Annotated in this window: 10 protein-coding genes; 5 read left to right on the top strand and 5 right to left on the bottom strand. The window is 60.6% G+C overall.

What is annotated here, in order from left to right:
* Positions 1 to 304 precede the first annotated feature (304 nt).
* From LCM4573_RS04880 to LCM4573_RS04865, 4 genes are all read left to right on the top strand, one after another.
* Positions 305 to 6,844, top strand: coding sequence for a type I polyketide synthase (locus tag LCM4573_RS04880; RefSeq protein ID WP_071004968.1), 6,540 nt, complete (start codon positions 305 to 307; stop codon positions 6,842 to 6,844).
* A 147-nt stretch (positions 6,845 to 6,991) separates the two neighbouring features.
* The gene (locus LCM4573_RS04875) at positions 6,992 to 8,458 is read left to right on the top strand and encodes an oligosaccharide flippase family protein (protein WP_083347305.1); all 1,467 of its coding nucleotides are present in this window, start codon (positions 6,992 to 6,994) and stop codon (positions 8,456 to 8,458) included.
* Between the two features lie 425 nt (positions 8,459 to 8,883).
* A complete protein-coding gene (locus tag LCM4573_RS04870; protein WP_198539679.1) occupies positions 8,884 to 10,155 on the top strand; it encodes a glycosyltransferase family 4 protein in 1,272 nt (423 codons plus the stop codon).
* Positions 10,156 to 10,383: 228 nt separating this feature from the next.
* Positions 10,384 to 11,166, top strand: a complete 783-nt coding sequence (locus tag LCM4573_RS04865; RefSeq protein ID WP_071004966.1) for a response regulator transcription factor — start codon at positions 10,384 to 10,386, stop codon at positions 11,164 to 11,166.
* 89 nt (positions 11,167 to 11,255) lie between these two features.
* Here LCM4573_RS04865 and LCM4573_RS04860 read toward each other — a convergent pair whose 3' ends face one another.
* The 5 genes from LCM4573_RS04860 to LCM4573_RS04840 all read right to left on the bottom strand — a co-directional run bounded on the left by LCM4573_RS04860 (position 11,256) and on the right by LCM4573_RS04840 (position 15,857).
* A complete protein-coding gene (locus tag LCM4573_RS04860; RefSeq protein ID WP_071004964.1) occupies positions 11,256 to 12,038 on the bottom strand; it encodes an ABC transporter ATP-binding protein in 783 nt (260 codons plus the stop codon).
* Positions 12,035 to 12,808 (bottom strand): ABC transporter permease, encoded by a 774-nt coding sequence (locus tag LCM4573_RS04855; protein WP_071004962.1) that lies wholly within the window; start codon positions 12,806 to 12,808, stop codon positions 12,035 to 12,037. The genes LCM4573_RS04860 and LCM4573_RS04855 overlap by 4 nt, the downstream gene beginning before the upstream one ends.
* A 55-nt stretch (positions 12,809 to 12,863) precedes the next feature.
* Positions 12,864 to 13,802: an ABC transporter substrate-binding protein gene (locus tag LCM4573_RS04850; protein ID WP_071005192.1), complete on the bottom strand. Its 939-nt coding sequence runs from the start codon at positions 13,800 to 13,802 to the stop codon at positions 12,864 to 12,866.
* A 106-nt stretch (positions 13,803 to 13,908) separates the two neighbouring features.
* Entirely contained in the window at positions 13,909 to 14,625 is a 717-nt protein-coding gene (locus LCM4573_RS04845; RefSeq protein WP_071004960.1) for a response regulator transcription factor, read from the bottom strand.
* 17 nt (positions 14,626 to 14,642) lie between these two features.
* A complete protein-coding gene (locus tag LCM4573_RS04840) occupies positions 14,643 to 15,857 on the bottom strand; it encodes a sensor histidine kinase (RefSeq protein ID WP_071004959.1) in 1,215 nt (404 codons plus the stop codon).
* Between the two features lie 244 nt (positions 15,858 to 16,101).
* Between LCM4573_RS04840 and LCM4573_RS04835 the strand changes: the two genes are divergently transcribed.
* Positions 16,102 to 17,115, top strand: a complete 1,014-nt coding sequence (locus tag LCM4573_RS04835; protein ID WP_071004957.1) for an ABC transporter substrate-binding protein — start codon at positions 16,102 to 16,104, stop codon at positions 17,113 to 17,115.
* Positions 17,116 to 17,134 lie beyond the last annotated feature (19 nt).

Genomic DNA, 17,134 nt, shown 5'->3' with positions numbered 1-17,134 from the left:
GTCCCCATTCCTCGTTATTTCCAGGCACTTCGATAGAAACTGGGGGCACCGTGAAGATCAACATGCGCCGGATCACCCATGGGGATGATTGCGCCTAAGCCTGAAGCGCGGGCAGGGGCAATGCCCCCGCCGAACGGATGATGACGGCTCCGAAAGGAGTAATTGCGATTGCCTCGGGGCTGACAGCACATTGAAGGTGCCGCGAATTTTGGCGGCAGGATCGGTGGGGGAAGCGGAATGATGTCCATGGCTCATCCAGCATGATGCCCTGGTCGGAATTTCACTTCAGACTGGGGCGGATTTGATGCTTGAAGGGTCGAACCAGGTCTGCGCGAGCGATATCGCCATCGTAGGCATGGCGTTGCGGGTTCCGGGTGCCCGAAACCTGGACGAATTCTGGAAAAACCTTCGCGAAGGGGTGGAATCCATCCGCACGTTTTCGCCGGAGGAGCTTTTAGCCGAAGGCGAGGACCCGGAGCGCATCCACCATCCGAATTACGTGCCTCGCGGCGCGGAACTCCCCGATATGGAAATGTTCGATGCGGAATTCTTCGGACTCAACCCGAAAGAAGCTGCGATCATGGACCCCCAGCACAGGCATTTCCTGGAATGCGCCTGGGAGGCCATGGAAGACGCCGGCCGGCTGCCTCACACCCATTCCGGGCCGGTCGGCGTTTTTGCCGGTTGCGGCATGGGAAGCTATTTCTATTTCAATGTCTGCAGCAACCGGAACCTCATCGATCAGGTCGGCATGTTTCTGCTGCGCCATACCGGCAACGATAAGGATTTCCTCGCGACGCGGGCCTCCTTCACCTTCGACCTGCGCGGACCGAGCGTGAACGTCCAGACGGCCTGCTCCACCTCGCTGGTGGCGGTGCACTATGCCTGCCAGAGCCTGCTTTCGGGCGAATGCGACATGGCGCTTGCGGGTGGGGTCACCATCGAGTTTCCGCACCGGCGCGGCTATATGTTCCAGGAAGGGGAGATACTCTCGCCGGACGGGCGTTGCCGGAGTTTTGACCATCGGGCCGCCGGAACGGTCTTCGGCAGCGGTGTCGGCGTCGTCGCCTTGCGGCGGCTTTCGGATGCCCTGCGCGACGGTGATGTCATCCATGCGGTCATCAAGGGCACGGCCGTCAACAATGACGGCAACAGCAAGGCCGGTTATCTGGCGCCGAGCGTCAGCGGCCAGGCTGAGGCGATCATCGAGGCGCAAGGACTGGCCGGTGTTAGCGCAGATTCGATCCAATATGTAGAGTGCCACGGGACCGGCACATTCCTGGGCGATCCGATCGAGATCGAGGCGCTGACAGCAGCTTTCCGGCAGAGCACGGACCGGAGCGGGTTCTGCCATGTGGGATCGGTCAAGTCCAACATAGGCCATCTGGATACGGCAGCCGGTGTCGTCGGCCTCATCAAGGCCGCGCTTGCCGTCGGCCATGGAGAGATACCGCCGACACTTGGCTTCGAGCGCCCGAATCCGGCGATCGATTTCGAGAAGAGCCCCTTCCGGGTTGCCGGGAAGCTGATGAAATGGCCGCATGTCGCCGGTCCGCGCCGGGCGGCGGTGAACTCGCTCGGCGTCGGCGGCACCAATGCACATGCCATCATCGAGCAGGCGCCTTCCCGCTATCTGCCGGATATCGACATAGACCGCGCGGCTGCGGATGATCCGATGCTGCTCTTCCTTTCGGCGCGGCAGCGCAAGGCGCTGGACCAGGCCTCGGATCAGCTTGCTTCGACGATCAAAGATCAGCGGGAACTCTCGCTTGAGGACATCGGCTATACGCTCCAGCACGGCCGCAAGCATTTTGAGCATCGCATGGTGCTTGCGGTCCGTGGCCGCGAGGATGCCGCTGCGGCGCTTTCGAATACGGCAAGCCGGGGATATATCCATACACCCGTCCCGGAGAATTCCGGCCCCGTCTTCCTCTTTCCGGGCGGGGGCGTTCAATATGTGGGAATGGCCAAGCGGCTCCATGCGGAAGACGACGGTTTCCGCGCAAGCGTGGAGGAAGGCCTTTCCTATTTGCCGCCCGATGCAGCGAGGGAAATCCGCTCGACCTGGCTGGGTGAGGGCGGGGCGGTCGCCCGGAAGGCGTTCCTGCGTCCCTCTCTCCAGCTTCCCGCCATTCTCATAACCGAGATCGCGCTGGCGCGACTCTGGATCGTCTGGGGCGTGAGGCCGAAGGCTCTCATCGGCCATTCCATGGGAGAGAATGCAGCGGCCTGCCTCGCGGGCGTGATGTCGTTCAAGGATGCCGTGAACCTCGTGCATCTGCGCGGCAAGCTGTTCGAAACGGTTCGTCCTGGCGGAATGCTCAGCGTGCCATTGGATCATAAGGCGCTTCTGGAGCTTCTCCCTCCGACTCTCGAYATCGCGTCCGTCAATGCACCTTCGCTCTGCGTCGTCTCCGGTCTCAACGAGGACCTCGAGGCTTTCCGCAGGCTTCTTTCCGAAAAGGGTATCGACGCGACCCGCGTTCCGATCGACATCGCCGCCCATTCGCGGCTGGTCGATCCGATTCTCAAGGGATTCGAAGCTTTTCTCCGCAGCATTCCTCTTCACGCTCCGGCAATACCGATCCTATCGAATCGTACGGGCTTGCCGCTCAGCGCCGAAGAGGCGACCGACCCGATGTACTGGGTCGGTCACCTTCGTTCCACCGTGCATTTCTCAGACGGAATGGCGACGCTCTCCACCGATCCGGGTCGCATCTATATCGAGGTCGGCCCTGGGCGAGTGCTGTCGTCGCTCGCAAAGGCGCAAGGGGCAATTCCCGGTAACCAGGTCATCAACAGCCTGCCGCATCCGGATGAGGCGGGCGACGACCGGCTCTACTTCCTCTCTGCGGTCGGGCGTGCCCATGCACTGGGTCTCGAGGTCGATATCGATCGGCTGTGGCGGGGGCGTTCGCCGAAAAAGGTCAGACTGCCGACCTATCCCTTCCAGCATCGCCGCTATTTCATCGAGCCGTCTACAGCCGGCGCGAGAGGCAACGATCCCGAGCGGACCTTGGCCAAGGAGCCTGACATCGCGCGCTGGGGATATCGCCCTGCCTGGAAACAGACGCTTGCAGGCTACGAGGCGGGTGCGGAGAGGGAGCCGCAATCCTGGCTCTTCTTCCTCGACGAGGCCGGTATTGGACTGAAACTAGCGGCGCGCCTCAAGGCCCGCGGCCATCGCGTCGTGACGGTATCTCTGGGGGATGCCTTCATCCGCCGCAGCGCGGAGGAATACGTGCTCTGCCCGGAATTTGGCCGTGCCGGATACGATGCATTGATCGCAGGACTTCTGGCAGATGGTGGCCTGCCGACACGCATCGTGCATATGTGGCTTCTGACGCAGGACGAGATCTTCAGGGCCGGTTCCAACTTCTTTCACAGAAACCAGGAATGCGGTTTCGACAGCATGCTGCATCTCGCGCAGGCGCTCGGCGACGCGGGCGGCAACCCCGGTATCCACGTCACGATTGTCTCCAACGGGATGCAGCAGGTGGCGGAAGAAGCGCTGYCCTATCCGGAGAAGGCGACGGTGCTGGGACCCGGCCTCGTATTGCCTAAGGAGATGGCCGGCGCGACCGTGAAGCTGATCGATATCGATCTGCCGCACCGAAGCAGCGAGCGGAAGAAAGGGTTCTCCCTGCGGGGCATCACGCGGCGCGGCGCGGAAGACGCTCCGGAAAGCGCACCGCTTCAGGAGCAGCTTTGGGAAGACCTGAACGCCGCACCGATCTCCGAAGTCGTCGCTTTCCGCAACGGTCGGCGCTGGACGCAGGTTCATCAGCGGTTCGCCCTCAAGGAGATTGCCGGCGAAGACGTGAAGTTCCGTCAAAACGGGGTCTATCTTTTCATCGGCGGGCTCAGCGATATCGCATTGGCGCTTGGGGGAGAACTCGCGCGGCAATGCCGGGCACGGATAGCCCTTGTGGGCCGCACGGCCCTGCCGCGGCGCGAGGAGTGGGAGTTCTACAGCCGCACTCACGGCCATGACAGCATTCGCCGGGCGATTTCAGCGATCCTGATGCTGGAGGAAAATGGGGCCGAGGTGCTCTACCTCACCGGCGATGTCGGCAATTCCGAACAGATGGACCGGGCGGTAAGCGAAACGCTTTCCTGGTTCGGGGAGATCAACGGCGTCTTTCACGCTGCGGGAGCGGTGGATGACGGCCTGATCCAGACGAAGACGCGGGAAAGCGTCGACCATGTGATGACGCCCAAGGTGCTCGGCACGGCCGTGCTGGATGCAGCCTTGAAGGATGTATCGCTCGATTTCCTCGTCCTCTTCTCCTCCACCAGCACGGATGTCGTGCGCGCCGGTCAGGTCGATTATGTTGCGGCGAACGCCTATCTGAACGCCTATGCACAAAGTTGTTCTCAGCGATCCGATCGCAGGACGATTGCGCTTCACTGGGGCATCTGGAACGAGGTCGGTCTCGCCGCCCGGGCGCTGGGGGCGCCGCAGAGCACGGCCCGGCTGAAACCCGTCGAGGGACCAGCACTCGGCCCCTTCTTCCGGCACTGGAAGGAGGACGAGGCAGGCGTTCCCTGGCTCGAAGCAATCATCAGCCCCGAGGCCGAGTGGATGCTGAACGAGCATAGGCTGGTTTCTGGTCAGGCGGTGATGCCCGGCACCGGCTATCTCGAAATCATTGCGCAGGCGGCTCGAGAATACGGGCTATCCTTCCGGTTAGAGGTAAGCGACCTCGTCTTCCTTAGGCCGATGGTCTTCAAGGATGGTGAAGCCAAGGTGCTACGCCTTCGCCTTGAACCAGAAGGCGAATGCTACCGGGTAACGCTGCTTGCGGGCAGCCCGGCTGATGAGAGCATGGCTTTCGCGAAGCATGCGGAAGCCATGTTGAAACCATTGATACGGGAACGACCGGAAGCGATGGACACCGCCACACTTCTTTCCCGCTACGAAAAGAGGCAGGCAGCGGAGGGGAGTGGCACTCTTCGGGCGATTCAGGAAAAGCATATCCGTTTCGGCCCCCGCTGGGGCGTGCTGCGTTCGATGGCGATGCGGCCGGGCGAAGCCATGGCCGAATTGCGCCTCAGCCCGGAGTTCACCGGCGATCTCGCGTCGGGTGTCCTGCTGCATCCGGGCCTGCTCGACATTGCCACCGGCTTTGCCATGCAGCTGGCCGAAGACTACGATCCCGAGGCTTCACTCTGGGCGCCGGCGACCTATGGTCGGGTATTCCTTTACAAGCCGCTCCCGGCGGAAATCGTGAGCATGGTCCGTGTGGCGGACAGCGGCGATTTCGGTGAAGGCTATGCGGTCTTTGATGTGACCATCACGGATCGGAACGGTCAGGTGCTCTTCGAAGCCCTCGGCTTCGTCATGCGGCGCCTCGAAAACGATCTCGTGCTCGGAACTGCCGGGGACACGAATACGCCCGCAAGCCAGGCGGCAAGACGGGCCGGCCCTTCGCCGGCAATGCTGAAGCTCGGCGTGCAGGTGCGCAACGGCATTCTGCCCCCGGAAGGTTTCGAGGCGCTGGTGAGGGTTCTCGGCACATCCGAGCCTCAGCCGATCGTCAGCTCGATCGATTTCGACCTGCTGAAGGATTGGGTCTCTGCATCGACGGAAAACGCGGTGCCGGCAGGTGAGGAATTCGAGCGGCCGGCGCTGGAAAACGAATTCGTTGCGCCGCGCAATCCGGTGGAAGAAGTGCTTGCCGGCTACTGGCGGGAGCTCCTCGGTATCGGCAAGATCGGCATCCACGATGGTTTCTTCGACATGGGCGGGCATTCACTGATCGCCGTCCGTCTTTTCAGGATGATCAAGAAGGAATACGGGCTCGACCTGCCGATATCGACCCTGTTCGATGCGCCGACGATCGCGCAATGCGCGGAGCGGATCATAGCCGAGCTTCCGGATGTTGGAGAAGGCGACGATTCCTCGCCCAAGCCGGATGCAGAGGCGCCGAAGCCGATCCACCTGGTGCTCATGAAATCGTGCAAGGACGCCGCGGCAACGCCGCTCTTCATCTGCGCCGGCATGTTCGGCAACGTGCTCAATCTTCGCCATCTGGCGATATCGATCGGAGCGGATCGGCCGGTTTATGGGCTGCAGGCGCGCGGACTCTACGGAGATCACGAGCCGCATGCCAGTTTCGAGGACATGGCTACAGACTACATCGCCGAGATCAGAACCGTGCAGCCGCATGGGCCTTATCTGCTCGCCGGTTATTCCGGGGGCGGACTCATCGCTTACGAAATGGCCCGGCAATTGGTCGAGGCGGGGGAAGAGGTTTCACAGGTCGTGATGCTCGACACCCCGCAACCACGACAGCCGCATTTGTCGCTCGGTGACCGCCTTTTCATGAAATGGCAGGATATACGACGGCACAAAACCAATTATCTGGCCAAGTATCTGCGCGACCGCAACCGACATCAGGCCGAGAACCGCAGCAGGCAGGAGGCCGAACACAAATCAGGTCCGTCGGAGCAGTTCAACAACGAGAAGATCGAGGTCGCATTCAGGCGCGCCGCCCAGCAATACCAGGTGCGGCCCTATGCCGGAGCGGTAACGCTCTTCCGGCCCAAGCCAGCGATTTTCTATCGCTTGGGCGGCGGGCGCTGCCTTCAGGAGAGCCGGAACATCCTTCTGGCGGACAATGGCTGGGCCGAACATGTCGCAAATCTCTCGGTTCACGAAGTGYCGGGCGACCACGACAGCATGGTGCTCGATCCCTATGTCCGCGTTCTTGCCGAGCGCATGCGCGCAATCATTGCCGCGTCCGACATGGGCAGCCGAGCAAGGCATCAAGGCGAAGCTGAAAGAACGCTTTCTCATCCGCAAATTGCCGCGCTCTCAAGGGCGGCCGAGCTTGCATGACGTGACGACACAAGGTTTCGACCATCGCAGGAATATCTTGCCAAGCCATCTGTCCTCCCGTGATGGCGAGGTTGCCTTTCAGATCGTCCTGTCTCCGATTTCGAGGCGGGGCCGGAACACGCACCTCGTAAAAGCAGGAGTCCCGCAGTGGCCGAAGCGATGACTTCTCCCGGTTGGAAACGGAAGCCCCCTGCCGCGGAAGGGGAGGAGTCGAGCGGGGCTTCAAATGCCGAAGCGCCGGTTCAGGTGCAAAAGGGTGGTTTTCGCGGCCTCATCATGCGGGCCGCCGGCTGGTCGATGGTCGGCTATGTCGTCGTGCAGGTGCTGCGGATCGCCAGCAGTCTCATCCTGACGCGGCTCCTGATCCCGGAGATGTTCGGCATCATGGCCATTGCAACCATGGTGCAGGTCTCGGTGGCGATGCTTTCCGACCTCGGCCTGCGGCCCGCAGCGATCCAGAGCCGGATGGGGGATGACCGGTCCTATCTCGATACGGCATGGATGCTCCAGATCATCCATGGATGCTTCATCTGGCTTGTTTGCGTTCTCATCGCCGTTTGCATCGGGCAGGGAGCCGTTCAGGGATGGTTTCCTCCAGGCTCCGTCTACACCGTTCGCGAGCTTCCGGCAGTGATCATCGGGACATGTTTTTCGACCGTCATCATGGGGCTGCAATCGACGAAGCTGATTTCCGCCTACCGGCATCTGGATCTCGGCAGGATCACGGTCATCGAGATCGTGGCCCAGGTCATAAGCCTCACGGTCGCGGTCCTGCTTGCCTGGTATACCGGATCGATCTGGTCCTTCGTTCTTTCGACGCTGGTTTCCTCAGCCGCTACGACCGTGCTCAGTCATCTCTGGCTTCCAGGCGAGAACAACCGCTTGCGCTGGGACAGGGCGGCCGTCGCCGATCTCATCCGGTTCGGCCGATGGATCATGCTGTCCTCGATCCTGACCGTCATTGCAGCGAACGGCGACCGCATCCTGCTTGCGGGATGGACGAGCCCGGCCATGCTTGGTCTCTACATTCTTGCCTTCAACCTGATCGCCATGCTGGAGGGGGCGGGCGGCCGCCTGTTCTCGAGCGTGGCGATGCCAGCCCTCAGCAAGGTTGCCCGCGAGCGGCCGGAACAGTTGAGCAGCGTCTACCAAAAGGTGCGGCTGCCGTTCGACCTTGTATTTATCGGCAGCGCCGGTGCCGTCTATGCCTCCGGCAAGGTCATCATCGATCTGCTTTATGACGATCGCTATCTGAATGCCGCCTCGATCATCGAGATACTGTCCTTCAGCCTGTTGGTCACGCGGTTCGGCGTCATGTCGGCCGTATACCTGGCCATAGACGAGCCTCGGAACCAGAGTGTTCTGAATTTCATCCGCGCCGTCTCGGTCTTCGTCTGTGTTCCGCTCGCCTATTATGCTTTCGGATTTTCCGGCGCCTTGTGGGCTATCGCCCTGCACGCGTTGCCGACGCTGCCGGTGATCTTCCATTTCAACAGCCGCCACCGGCTTAACAACCCTCTTTATGAGACCACCGTGCTGCTTGCCTGGCCCGTCGGCTATGCYGCCGGCTGGATCACCACGATGGTTTTCGAGCATTTCGGCAAAGTATTGTGATGATAACGCAATCGGAGCTGGTTCCCGGTTGCGGTTTCCTACCCCGAAAGTGGTAAGCTTCTCCTACTTCTGGTAAATTGATAGGCAGCTATGGGCAGTAATAAACTTTCATCATCTGGAATTACTTTTAACGGGTAGAGGACGGCAATTTCATACTCCTGCGGAGTTAGCCGATGCTCGTGGAAATCAAGCTCGGAATACTCCATGTGGGCATGTTTTAAATCGTTGGTTTTTCAGGATGTGGCAGTTTGTGTCGTGCTCCCGGCTGGGCCCATGAAAAAGGCTTCTTGCCGATGATCGTCGTGGGGCAGAACATCGGCGGCTTCCTCCAGGCTTTGCACAGCCTGGTTTTCCGGAAGCCCTCAGCCGAAAAAATCTCGAAAGCGAATGTTTCCGGGCGCCGGACAGCGGCGCGAGGAGGACGTTTGCGCCCGCTCCTGATCGTGGAAGCCGCCAATCCGGAATGGACGAGTGTGCCGCTGGTCGGCTGGAATCTCGCGCGCGCCCTCATGGACCGGACGGATGCTCTTATCGTGACGCAGATCCGGAACCGCGAAGCCTTGCTGCGTGCCGGACTGATCGAGGAGAAGGATTTTGTCGTCATCGACAACGAGCGCACGGCGCGAAGGCTCTACCGGTTCGGCGAGCTCTTGAGGGGCGGCGACAACAAGGGCTGGACCCTGGTGACGGCGCTGTCCTCGCTTTCCTATTACAGTTTCGAGCGGCAGGTCTGGAGACTTCTGGGCAAGCGGCTGGTGGCCGGTGAATTCGACCTCGTGCACAGAATTACGCCACTCAGTCCGACGAGCCAGAGCCCGGTCGCGCGAAAGCTGAAAAAACATGGGATTCCGTTCGTTCTGGGTCCCCTCAACGGTGGAGTGCCGTGGCCTCGAGGTTTTACTGATGTTCAGAGCCGCGAGCGGGAGTGGCTTTCCACGGTGAGGAATATCCACGCCCTGATGCCGTTTTATAGGGCGACGAGATTAAACGCGGCAGCGCTCATCGCAGGCTCCCGTCATACGCTGAGCGAGTTCCCGAGCGAGTGCGCGGATCGGGCCTTTCTCATTCCGGAAAATGCCGCCGATCCCGATCGATTTCCCTTTCAGCTCCGCAGGCTCGCGGATGGCAAGYTGGCAATCGCCTTCATCGGAAGATTGGTTCCGTACAAGGGTGCGGACATGCTGATCGAGGCCGTTGCGGCCTATCGCGGGACGCTGGACATCGAAGTTCTCATCATCGGCGATGGGCCGCAGCGGGGCGAACTGGAAGCGGCGGTTCGGCGGCATGGGCTGGAGGCGCGCGTTCGTTTCGCCGGCTGGGTGCAGCAGAAGGACCTTGCGGCCACCCTGTCCCGATATCATGCGCTGGCCTTGCCGAGCGTCCGCGAATTCGGCGGCGGCGTGGTTCTGGAAGCCATGGCGATGGGCCTTGTTCCGATCGTGGCGAATTACGGCGGGCCGCCGGAACTCATAGACCGGCAAAGTGGGGTCGCAGTCGATTTTACCAGCCGGGAAAGCCTGATCGCCGGTTTTTGCGACGTGTTCTCGATGTTCGAGCGCAATCCCGAACTGCTTGCCTCGATGAGCGCCGAAGCGGGACATCGTGTCAGAAAGCGATACACCTGGGAAGCCAAAGCGGATCAGATACTTCAAGTATACAACTGGGTTCTTTCCTTGGGGCCGAAGCCAATTTTTTGACGTTAACGTAAACCTGCGAGGAAAATGTAAGTATCTATCAGCGCTTGCTAGGTCCACTTATTGAGAGTTTCTGCAATATTTATTTACATGAAGATGGACTAAATTAGGTATAGGTTGTATATTGAGGTTAACTAATAATGGACAGGTAAAAACGGCAGACTGTTTGGGCACTCGTAAGTCAGGGTCCTGAACGTGGGCATTATGCCCTCGCTCAGGCAAGGGGGTAAGATGAGTTCAACGATAAACGGTTATGGGCGTACTCCGGCTGTCGCGGAGGCCTTTCGCATTCCGAGTGACATTTCCAAGTCAGCCGACAGAGCTGGCAAGGGGGACATCGAGACAGGCTATAGGGGTTGCCTTCTCATCATCGATCAAAGGGCGTTGGATAGGGAATGCCTTGCGCGCGCGCTTATCGGGCGCGGGCTGAAGATGGACGTATGCGCTGTCGGCTCCGTGGAAGAGTGGAGGAGAGAGCAGGATATCCATCCTCCTCTCGAAGCCATTCTGTTCAACATCGGCAGTCGCCGGGCAGACGATACCACTCTGGCAAGCGATTTCTCCAGGTTCGCCGCCGAGTTCAAGTCGATCCCGATCATCGTTCTTTCGGACACGGACGACCTGACACAGGTCGTGAAGATGCTTGAATACGGCGCGCGCGGTTTCATTCCATCCTCGGTCGGCATCGCCGTCTGTGTGGAAGCGATCGGGCTGGCTGTGGCGGGCGGCATTTTCGTGCCGGCAAGCAGTGTGCTTTCCGTCAGGCATTTGGTGAACGAGGCCCCAGGGGCCGCGCCACGCGCCCTGTCGGGAATGTTCACGCTGCGGCAGGAAGAAGTCGTGGAGGCACTTCGCAAGGGCAAGGCCAACAAGATCATCGCTTATGAACTCAACCTGCGGGAAAGCACGGTGAAGGTTCACATTCGAAACATCATGAAAAAGCTGAAGGCCACCAACCGGACCGAAGTGGCCTACAAATTGAACAACCTGTTCGCATCGGGGACGACGAACTAGGGACGTTGCATAGGGTTGCTACCTAAATTCTGCGGCTTAGGTAGCAACCGGCCAAATGGCTGGGATTCAACGAACAGGCCGCGACGCGCTCAATCGCGCGTCGCGGCGATCGCTTCGTCACGGATCTCGTCGGTAAGCTTCAGACGCAATTCCGAGAATTCCGGGCTGACCTTGACGGTGTAATGGCGCGGATGCGGCAAGTTGACCTCGGTGATGGATTTGATCCGCCCGGGGCGAGCGGTCATGGTCACGACCCGGGAGGCCATGAACACGGCTTCTTCGATATCGTGGGTCACGAAAATCACCGTCTTCTGCTCACGCTCCCAGATGCCGAGCAGCAATTCTTGCATGAGGCCGCGCGTCTGGTTGTCGAGCGCGCCGAAGGGTTCATCCAGCAGGAGGATCCGCGGATCGTTGGCAAGCGCCCTTGCGATCGCGGTGCGCTGCTGCATGCCGCCCGAAAGCTGCTTGGGCCAATGGTTTTCGAAGCCGTGCAGGCCGACCTTATCTATATAGCTGTCGACGATCTCCCGTATCTCTTTTGCCGGCACGCCACGTTCGCGCAGGCCGAAGGCGACGTTTTCGCGTACCGTCAGCCAGGGGAAGAGGGTGTAGGACTGGAAGACCATTCCCCGGTCGGCGCCTGGCCCAACGACTTGCCTGCCGGAAAGCGTCACCGTGCCGGTCGTCGGCCGGTCGAGGCCGGCGATGATGCGAAGGAGAGTAGATTTGCCGCAGCCGGAAGGCCCAAGGATTGTCACGAAATCGTTGCGCTGGATTTCGAGATCGGTCGGCTGCAGCGCCTGCACGGGCTTGCCGCCGCGTACACCGGGAAAGGTGCGGCTGACGCCCTTGATGACGAGTTCGCTCATGCAAGCCTCCAGGCAAACAGCCAGCGGTTCAGGGTCTTGAAGGCGAAATCGGAGATGAGCCCGATGAGGCCGATGACGATGATGCCAAAGATGATCTGCCCGGTAGCCATCAAGGCCTGGCTGTTGATGATCATGTAGCCGATGCCGGAAGAGGCGCCGATCAGTTCCGCGACGATCACATAGGTCCATGCCCAGCCGAGAACCAGGCGTAGCGTCTCGGCGATCTCCGGCGCGTTGGCGGGGATCAGGACGCGGCTGACGATCCCCTTGTCCTTCGCGCCGAGCGTATAGGCCGCCTCGACCAGATCGCGGCGGGTTCCCGCCACGGAAACGGCTACCATGAGGATGATCTGGAACACGGCACCGATGAAGATCACCAGGAGTTTCTGAAGTTCGCCGATGCCGGCCCAGAGGATGAGAAGGGGTACGAAAGCGGAGGCGGGCAGATAGCGCGCGAAGGAGACGAAAGGCTCCAGCAATGCCTCGATCGGCTTGTAGGCGCCCATGGCTATTCCGACCGGCACGGCAATGACCGCCGCCAGCACGAAACCGCCGACCACCCGCCACACCGTCACGCCGATATCGGCAAGAAACCCCTGCTCGGTCAGGAGATAGATGCCATCCTTTACCATGGTAATCGGATCGGCAAGGAAGGTGGGCGAGACGAAGCCRCCGAGTGTGGCGATACCCCAGACGGCGAAGAACAGGATGAAGAAGAGGATGCCCAGCAGGACGCGCGCCTGTGGGCTGATCGGTTCGAGAGGTCGCATGGTTACCCGCTGCTATGGTCGGCRGAGCAGGGCTGCTCCGCGATTGTCGGCTGCTTTATTTGATGAAGGAGGTATCCACAATCGTTGCAAGATCGGGCTTGGTCTTGATGATACCGATTTCCATCAGCAGATCGGCGGCCTTTGCTGAGAAGGACTTGAACTCGCCTTCGAAGAAGGTCTGGTTGGCGGCCTTGTCCTGCCATTCGAGGAATTTGGCGGAGCCGGCAAAGGCTTCCGCCGACTGTTTCACGTCGGCGCCCATGATGCCGTAGGATTTTTCCGGCTCGGCCTTGATCATCTCGAGAGCCTCGAAATAGCTGTCCGCGAAAGCCTTGGCGGCTTCCGGATTTTCCTTCAGGAAGGCCGGCGTGCAGCCGAAAGTATCCATCACCGCCGGATAGTCGAGCGTGGTCGCAAGGATCTTGCCCTGATCGGGTGCCGCCCGGACGGTGGACAAATAGGGCTCATAGGTCATGGCCGCATCGTTCTGCCCCGCCACGAAGGCTTGAGCGGCCGGGCCGGGTTCGAGGTTGACGACGTTCACGTCCTTCATGGTGAGGCCGTTCTCCTTAAGGATATAGGCCAGGAAGAAATAGGGCGAGGTACCCGGCGCGGAGGCAGCGATCGTCTTGCCCTTGAGATCGGCGACGCTGGAAACGTCGTTGCGTACCGCAATGCCATCGGCCCCATGGGACTTGTCGAGCTGGAAAATCTGGATTGCCGGAACCCCGTTGGCATTCCAGACGATCCAGGTTTCCACCGTCGTGGCGGCGCACTGGACATCGCCGGAGGCGAGCGCCAGATGGCGGCTTGCCTGGGGGATCTTCTTGATGGTGACGTCGAGACCGTTCTTCTCGAAAATGCCGGCTTGCTTGGCCAGCGTCAGCGGCGCGAAGCCGGTCCAACCCGAGATGCCGATGGAAACGGCGGTCGCGGCATGGGCTGCCGAACACACCAGGATGGCGGCGGCGGTTAGGGCGGCGGTCTTTTTCATGGTGATCCCCATTTTGTGCAATTATTCGGCAGGTCTGGCGACTGCCTAAAATCCATACTACGCATGATGCCGTGGCCCTGTCCATAGAACGACGGCTGTGTAGACTTCAGGAGGAAATACTGTCCCGCAACTCGCGTTCGGCTCGTTCCAAGGCGCTGGAATTCAAGACCTTGCGTAGCAGCGCCACGGTTACGGCGCGCATCCTGAGATTGTACCAGCCCTCCGCCTCGGCACCGGGCAACTGATAGATGTCGAGCTTTTCATAGAGGCTCTGCAGCCGGTTCTGGACACTTCGGAGCGACAGCCTCTTTCTTCGTGCAATGGCCTTATCCGTAAGGCCGAGGGCAACGTCTACCAGGATCTCGTATTCGGCGTCGCTCAGACCGTGGACATTTCCCAGGCTCTTCTGCTGGATGCCGCGGACTTCGCGGTCGATGACGCATTGCGACTCCACGAAAACGCTTCGGAGCGCCAGCCTCAGCCGTTCGTCCGAGGTCGATTTCAGCACATAGCCGTAGGTGGCCCCTTCCGGGACGATCCTGGAAACACCGCGGACATAGGCTTCATCGGAGTAGTTCGACCAGAAGAGAATTTTGGTGTCCGGCCTTTCCCGCCAGATCGTGCGAGCCGCCTCGAWGCCGTTCCGCTCGCTCATCTGCAAATCCATGACTACGTGCTCGGCGCGGGATTTCCTGGCCTGGATTTCGCCGTTCGCGCCGTTTTCGGCCTCAAGCACGGWATCGCATTCCGGAAGCGCGGCACGCACCGCCTCGTGCAGGTAGGAACGATGCAGCGGATCATCCTCGACGATCAGGACTTTCATGGTCATTCTCCGAATGGTTACGGCTCGACGGGCAGCGCGACCCTGACGAAAGTGCCGTTGCCGTTATTGTTCCGGCCCATCTCGAATTTCGCGGAGATCAGGCGGGCCCGCGTTTTCATATTGTCGATCCCATGCCCCCTCTGACCGTGCGGGTCCTCCATGCCGTCGCCGTCATCGATCACCTCCACCAGGAGGGATCGCTCCAGCTTGCGGAGACGGACAATGATGTCCTGCGGCTGGGCATGCCGTATGGCGTTGTTGACGGCTTCCTGTACGATGCGGAACAGGGCGGTCGCAACCGTCTGGTCGAGGCCCTGAAGCGCTCCGTCGCTTTCATCGATCATCCGCCATTTGATGGGCAGGCCGCTGTCACGGCCTGAACGGTCGAGGTGGTTTTCGATCGCTTCGGCGACGCCGAAGAGCTGGAGGACGGAGGGCTTTGCCTCTTCGATGATCTGGCGCAGGTCGTGCATGCATTGCTGCATGGCGCGGCACAGGGGTTCCAGCGTCTCGCCAGGCATATCCGGCAGGCGCRTCAGACGCTCCATGCGCCGCGTCAGCCTTGTGAGATCGGCGAGTGTCTGGTCGTGGAGGTCCATGCCGATCCGCTGGCGCTCGGCCTCGAGTGCTTCGGTAAGTTTCAGCGCACCAAGTCTCAGCCCTTCCTCTCGGGCGCGGGCTTCTGCTTCCACGATCGCGGAAAGCTTGGCCTGTTCGGCGGCCCGCAATGCGAAAAAATAGGGAGCAAGAAGATCGGCAATCGAACGGGCGTTCTCAACGTCTTCCATTGTGTAGGCGTCGATCTGGTGGCTGGAACAGCTCAGCGCTCCGATGATGCTCCCTTGCGCTTTCAGCGGCACATGCAGGCGGCTGTGCAGCGACAGCTCTATTATCGGGCTCGAAAAGGCGCCGTCGAAATGGAAGCGAGGATCGGAACAGGCATCCGGCGACAGAAGGAAATCGGCTTCGCCCGTAAGAAGCGTGCGGATCGGGCTGCCGGTCAAGAGGGCAGGCGGATGYTTGCTCCAGGCGGTCTCCAAGCCACTCTCGTAAGCGATGTGGTATTTGCCGTCCAGCATCTTGATGCAGACGTCGAGATGGTCATGCGGGATGATGTGGCTGATCTCCACGGCCACCGCCTGGATGATCGAGTGGAAATCGAGCTGGCCCGCCAGCAGCCGGGAAATGCCGAGATAGCGGTCGAACAGCGAATTCTGCGCCCGGTTGAGCATCGGCGGACCTCCTCCAAGTCCTTCACGTGCAATTAAGCGCCAGCTTTGGGCGCTTGTCCTGCGGGAACCCGCAGATTTTGCGCGAAAGCCCGCAAACGGCTTGCTTGTATGCGCCTATACAGCACCTGAATTCTCCTCCATGCTGGCTTTACTGAGCATAGGGGGCTCAGCGCAATCATTATCTTCGGATGGCCGTTGAGGAGCGGACCGAAGTGACCCCCGAGGGAGCTTTAGGGAGGAAATCATGACTATCGGGAAGATGCTGTTCGCATCGGTCGCCATCGCGTGCATCGCAGGGCCGGTTTCCGCGCTCGCGGACACGGCCGACAAGAAGATCGCCTTATCCAACAATTACGCCGGCAATTCCTGGCGGCAGGCGATGCTGACGAGCTGGGATAAGATCACCAAGGAGGCGGTGGAAAAGGGCATCGTGGCCGCGGCCGATCCCTTCACCACGGCTGAAAACCAGGCGACCGAGCAGGCCGCGCAGATCCAGAACCTCATCCTGCAGGGCTATGACGCGATCGTCGTCAACGCGGCATCGCCGACCGCTCTGAACGGTGCGATCAAGGAAGCCTGCGACGCCGGCATTACCGTCGTTTCGTTCGACGGCATCGTGACCGAACCTTGCGCCTGGCGCATCGCCGTGGACTTCAAGGCCATGGGCGAAAGCCAGATCGAATATCTCGCCAAGAAGATGCCGAACGGCGGCAACCTGCTTGAAATTCGAGGCCTTGCCGGCGTTTCGGTGGATGATGAAATCCATGCGGGCATCCAGGCCGGCGTCGAGAAGAACCCGCAGTTCAAGATCGTCGGCTCGGTCAACGGCGACTGGGCTCAGGATGTGGCCCAGCGCGCCGTTGCGGGCATCCTTCCGAGCCTTCCCGAAGTCGCCGCGGTCGTGACGCAGGGAGGCGACGGATATGGCGCTGCCCAGGCCTTTGCCGCCGCAAACCGCCCGACGCCGACCATCGTCATGGGCAATCGCGAGGACGAGCTGGTCTGGTGGAAGAGTCAAAAGGACAAGGACGGCTACGAGACCATGTCGGTCTCGATTGCGCCCGGTGTCTCGACGCTTGCCTTCTGGGTGGCCCAGCAGATCCTCGACGGCAAGGACGTGAAGAAGGACCTCGTGGTGCCGTTCTTGCGTATCGATCAGGACAATCTGGAAGCCAATCTGGCGAATACCCAGAAGGGCGGCGTGGCGAATGTGGAGTATTCGCTGGAGGACGCCCAGAAGGTGATCGAGGCCAAGTGACGGCCTGAAGTGCTCTTAT

Source organism: Rhizobium sp. LCM 4573 (assembly GCF_001854865.1).
In the GTDB taxonomy this organism is placed as follows: domain Bacteria; phylum Pseudomonadota; class Alphaproteobacteria; order Rhizobiales; family Rhizobiaceae; genus Neorhizobium.
This window is presented reverse-complemented; position numbering and strand designations above follow the sequence as displayed.

What these genes read in the sequence shown, in the direction of transcription:
- LCM4573_RS04865 (WP_071004966.1), top strand. Translation starts at nt 10,384, where the DNA reads ATGAGTTCAACGATAAACGGTTATGGGCGTACTCCGGCTGTCGCGGAG.
- LCM4573_RS04860 (WP_071004964.1), bottom strand. Translation starts at nt 12,038, where the DNA reads ATGAGCGAACTCGTCATCAAGGGCGTCAGCCGCACCTTTCCCGGTGTA.
- LCM4573_RS04850 (WP_071005192.1), bottom strand. Translation starts at nt 13,802, where the DNA reads ATGAAAAAGACCGCCGCCCTAACCGCCGCCGCCATCCTGGTGTGTTCG.
- LCM4573_RS04835 (WP_071004957.1), top strand. Translation starts at nt 16,102, where the DNA reads ATGACTATCGGGAAGATGCTGTTCGCATCGGTCGCCATCGCGTGCATC.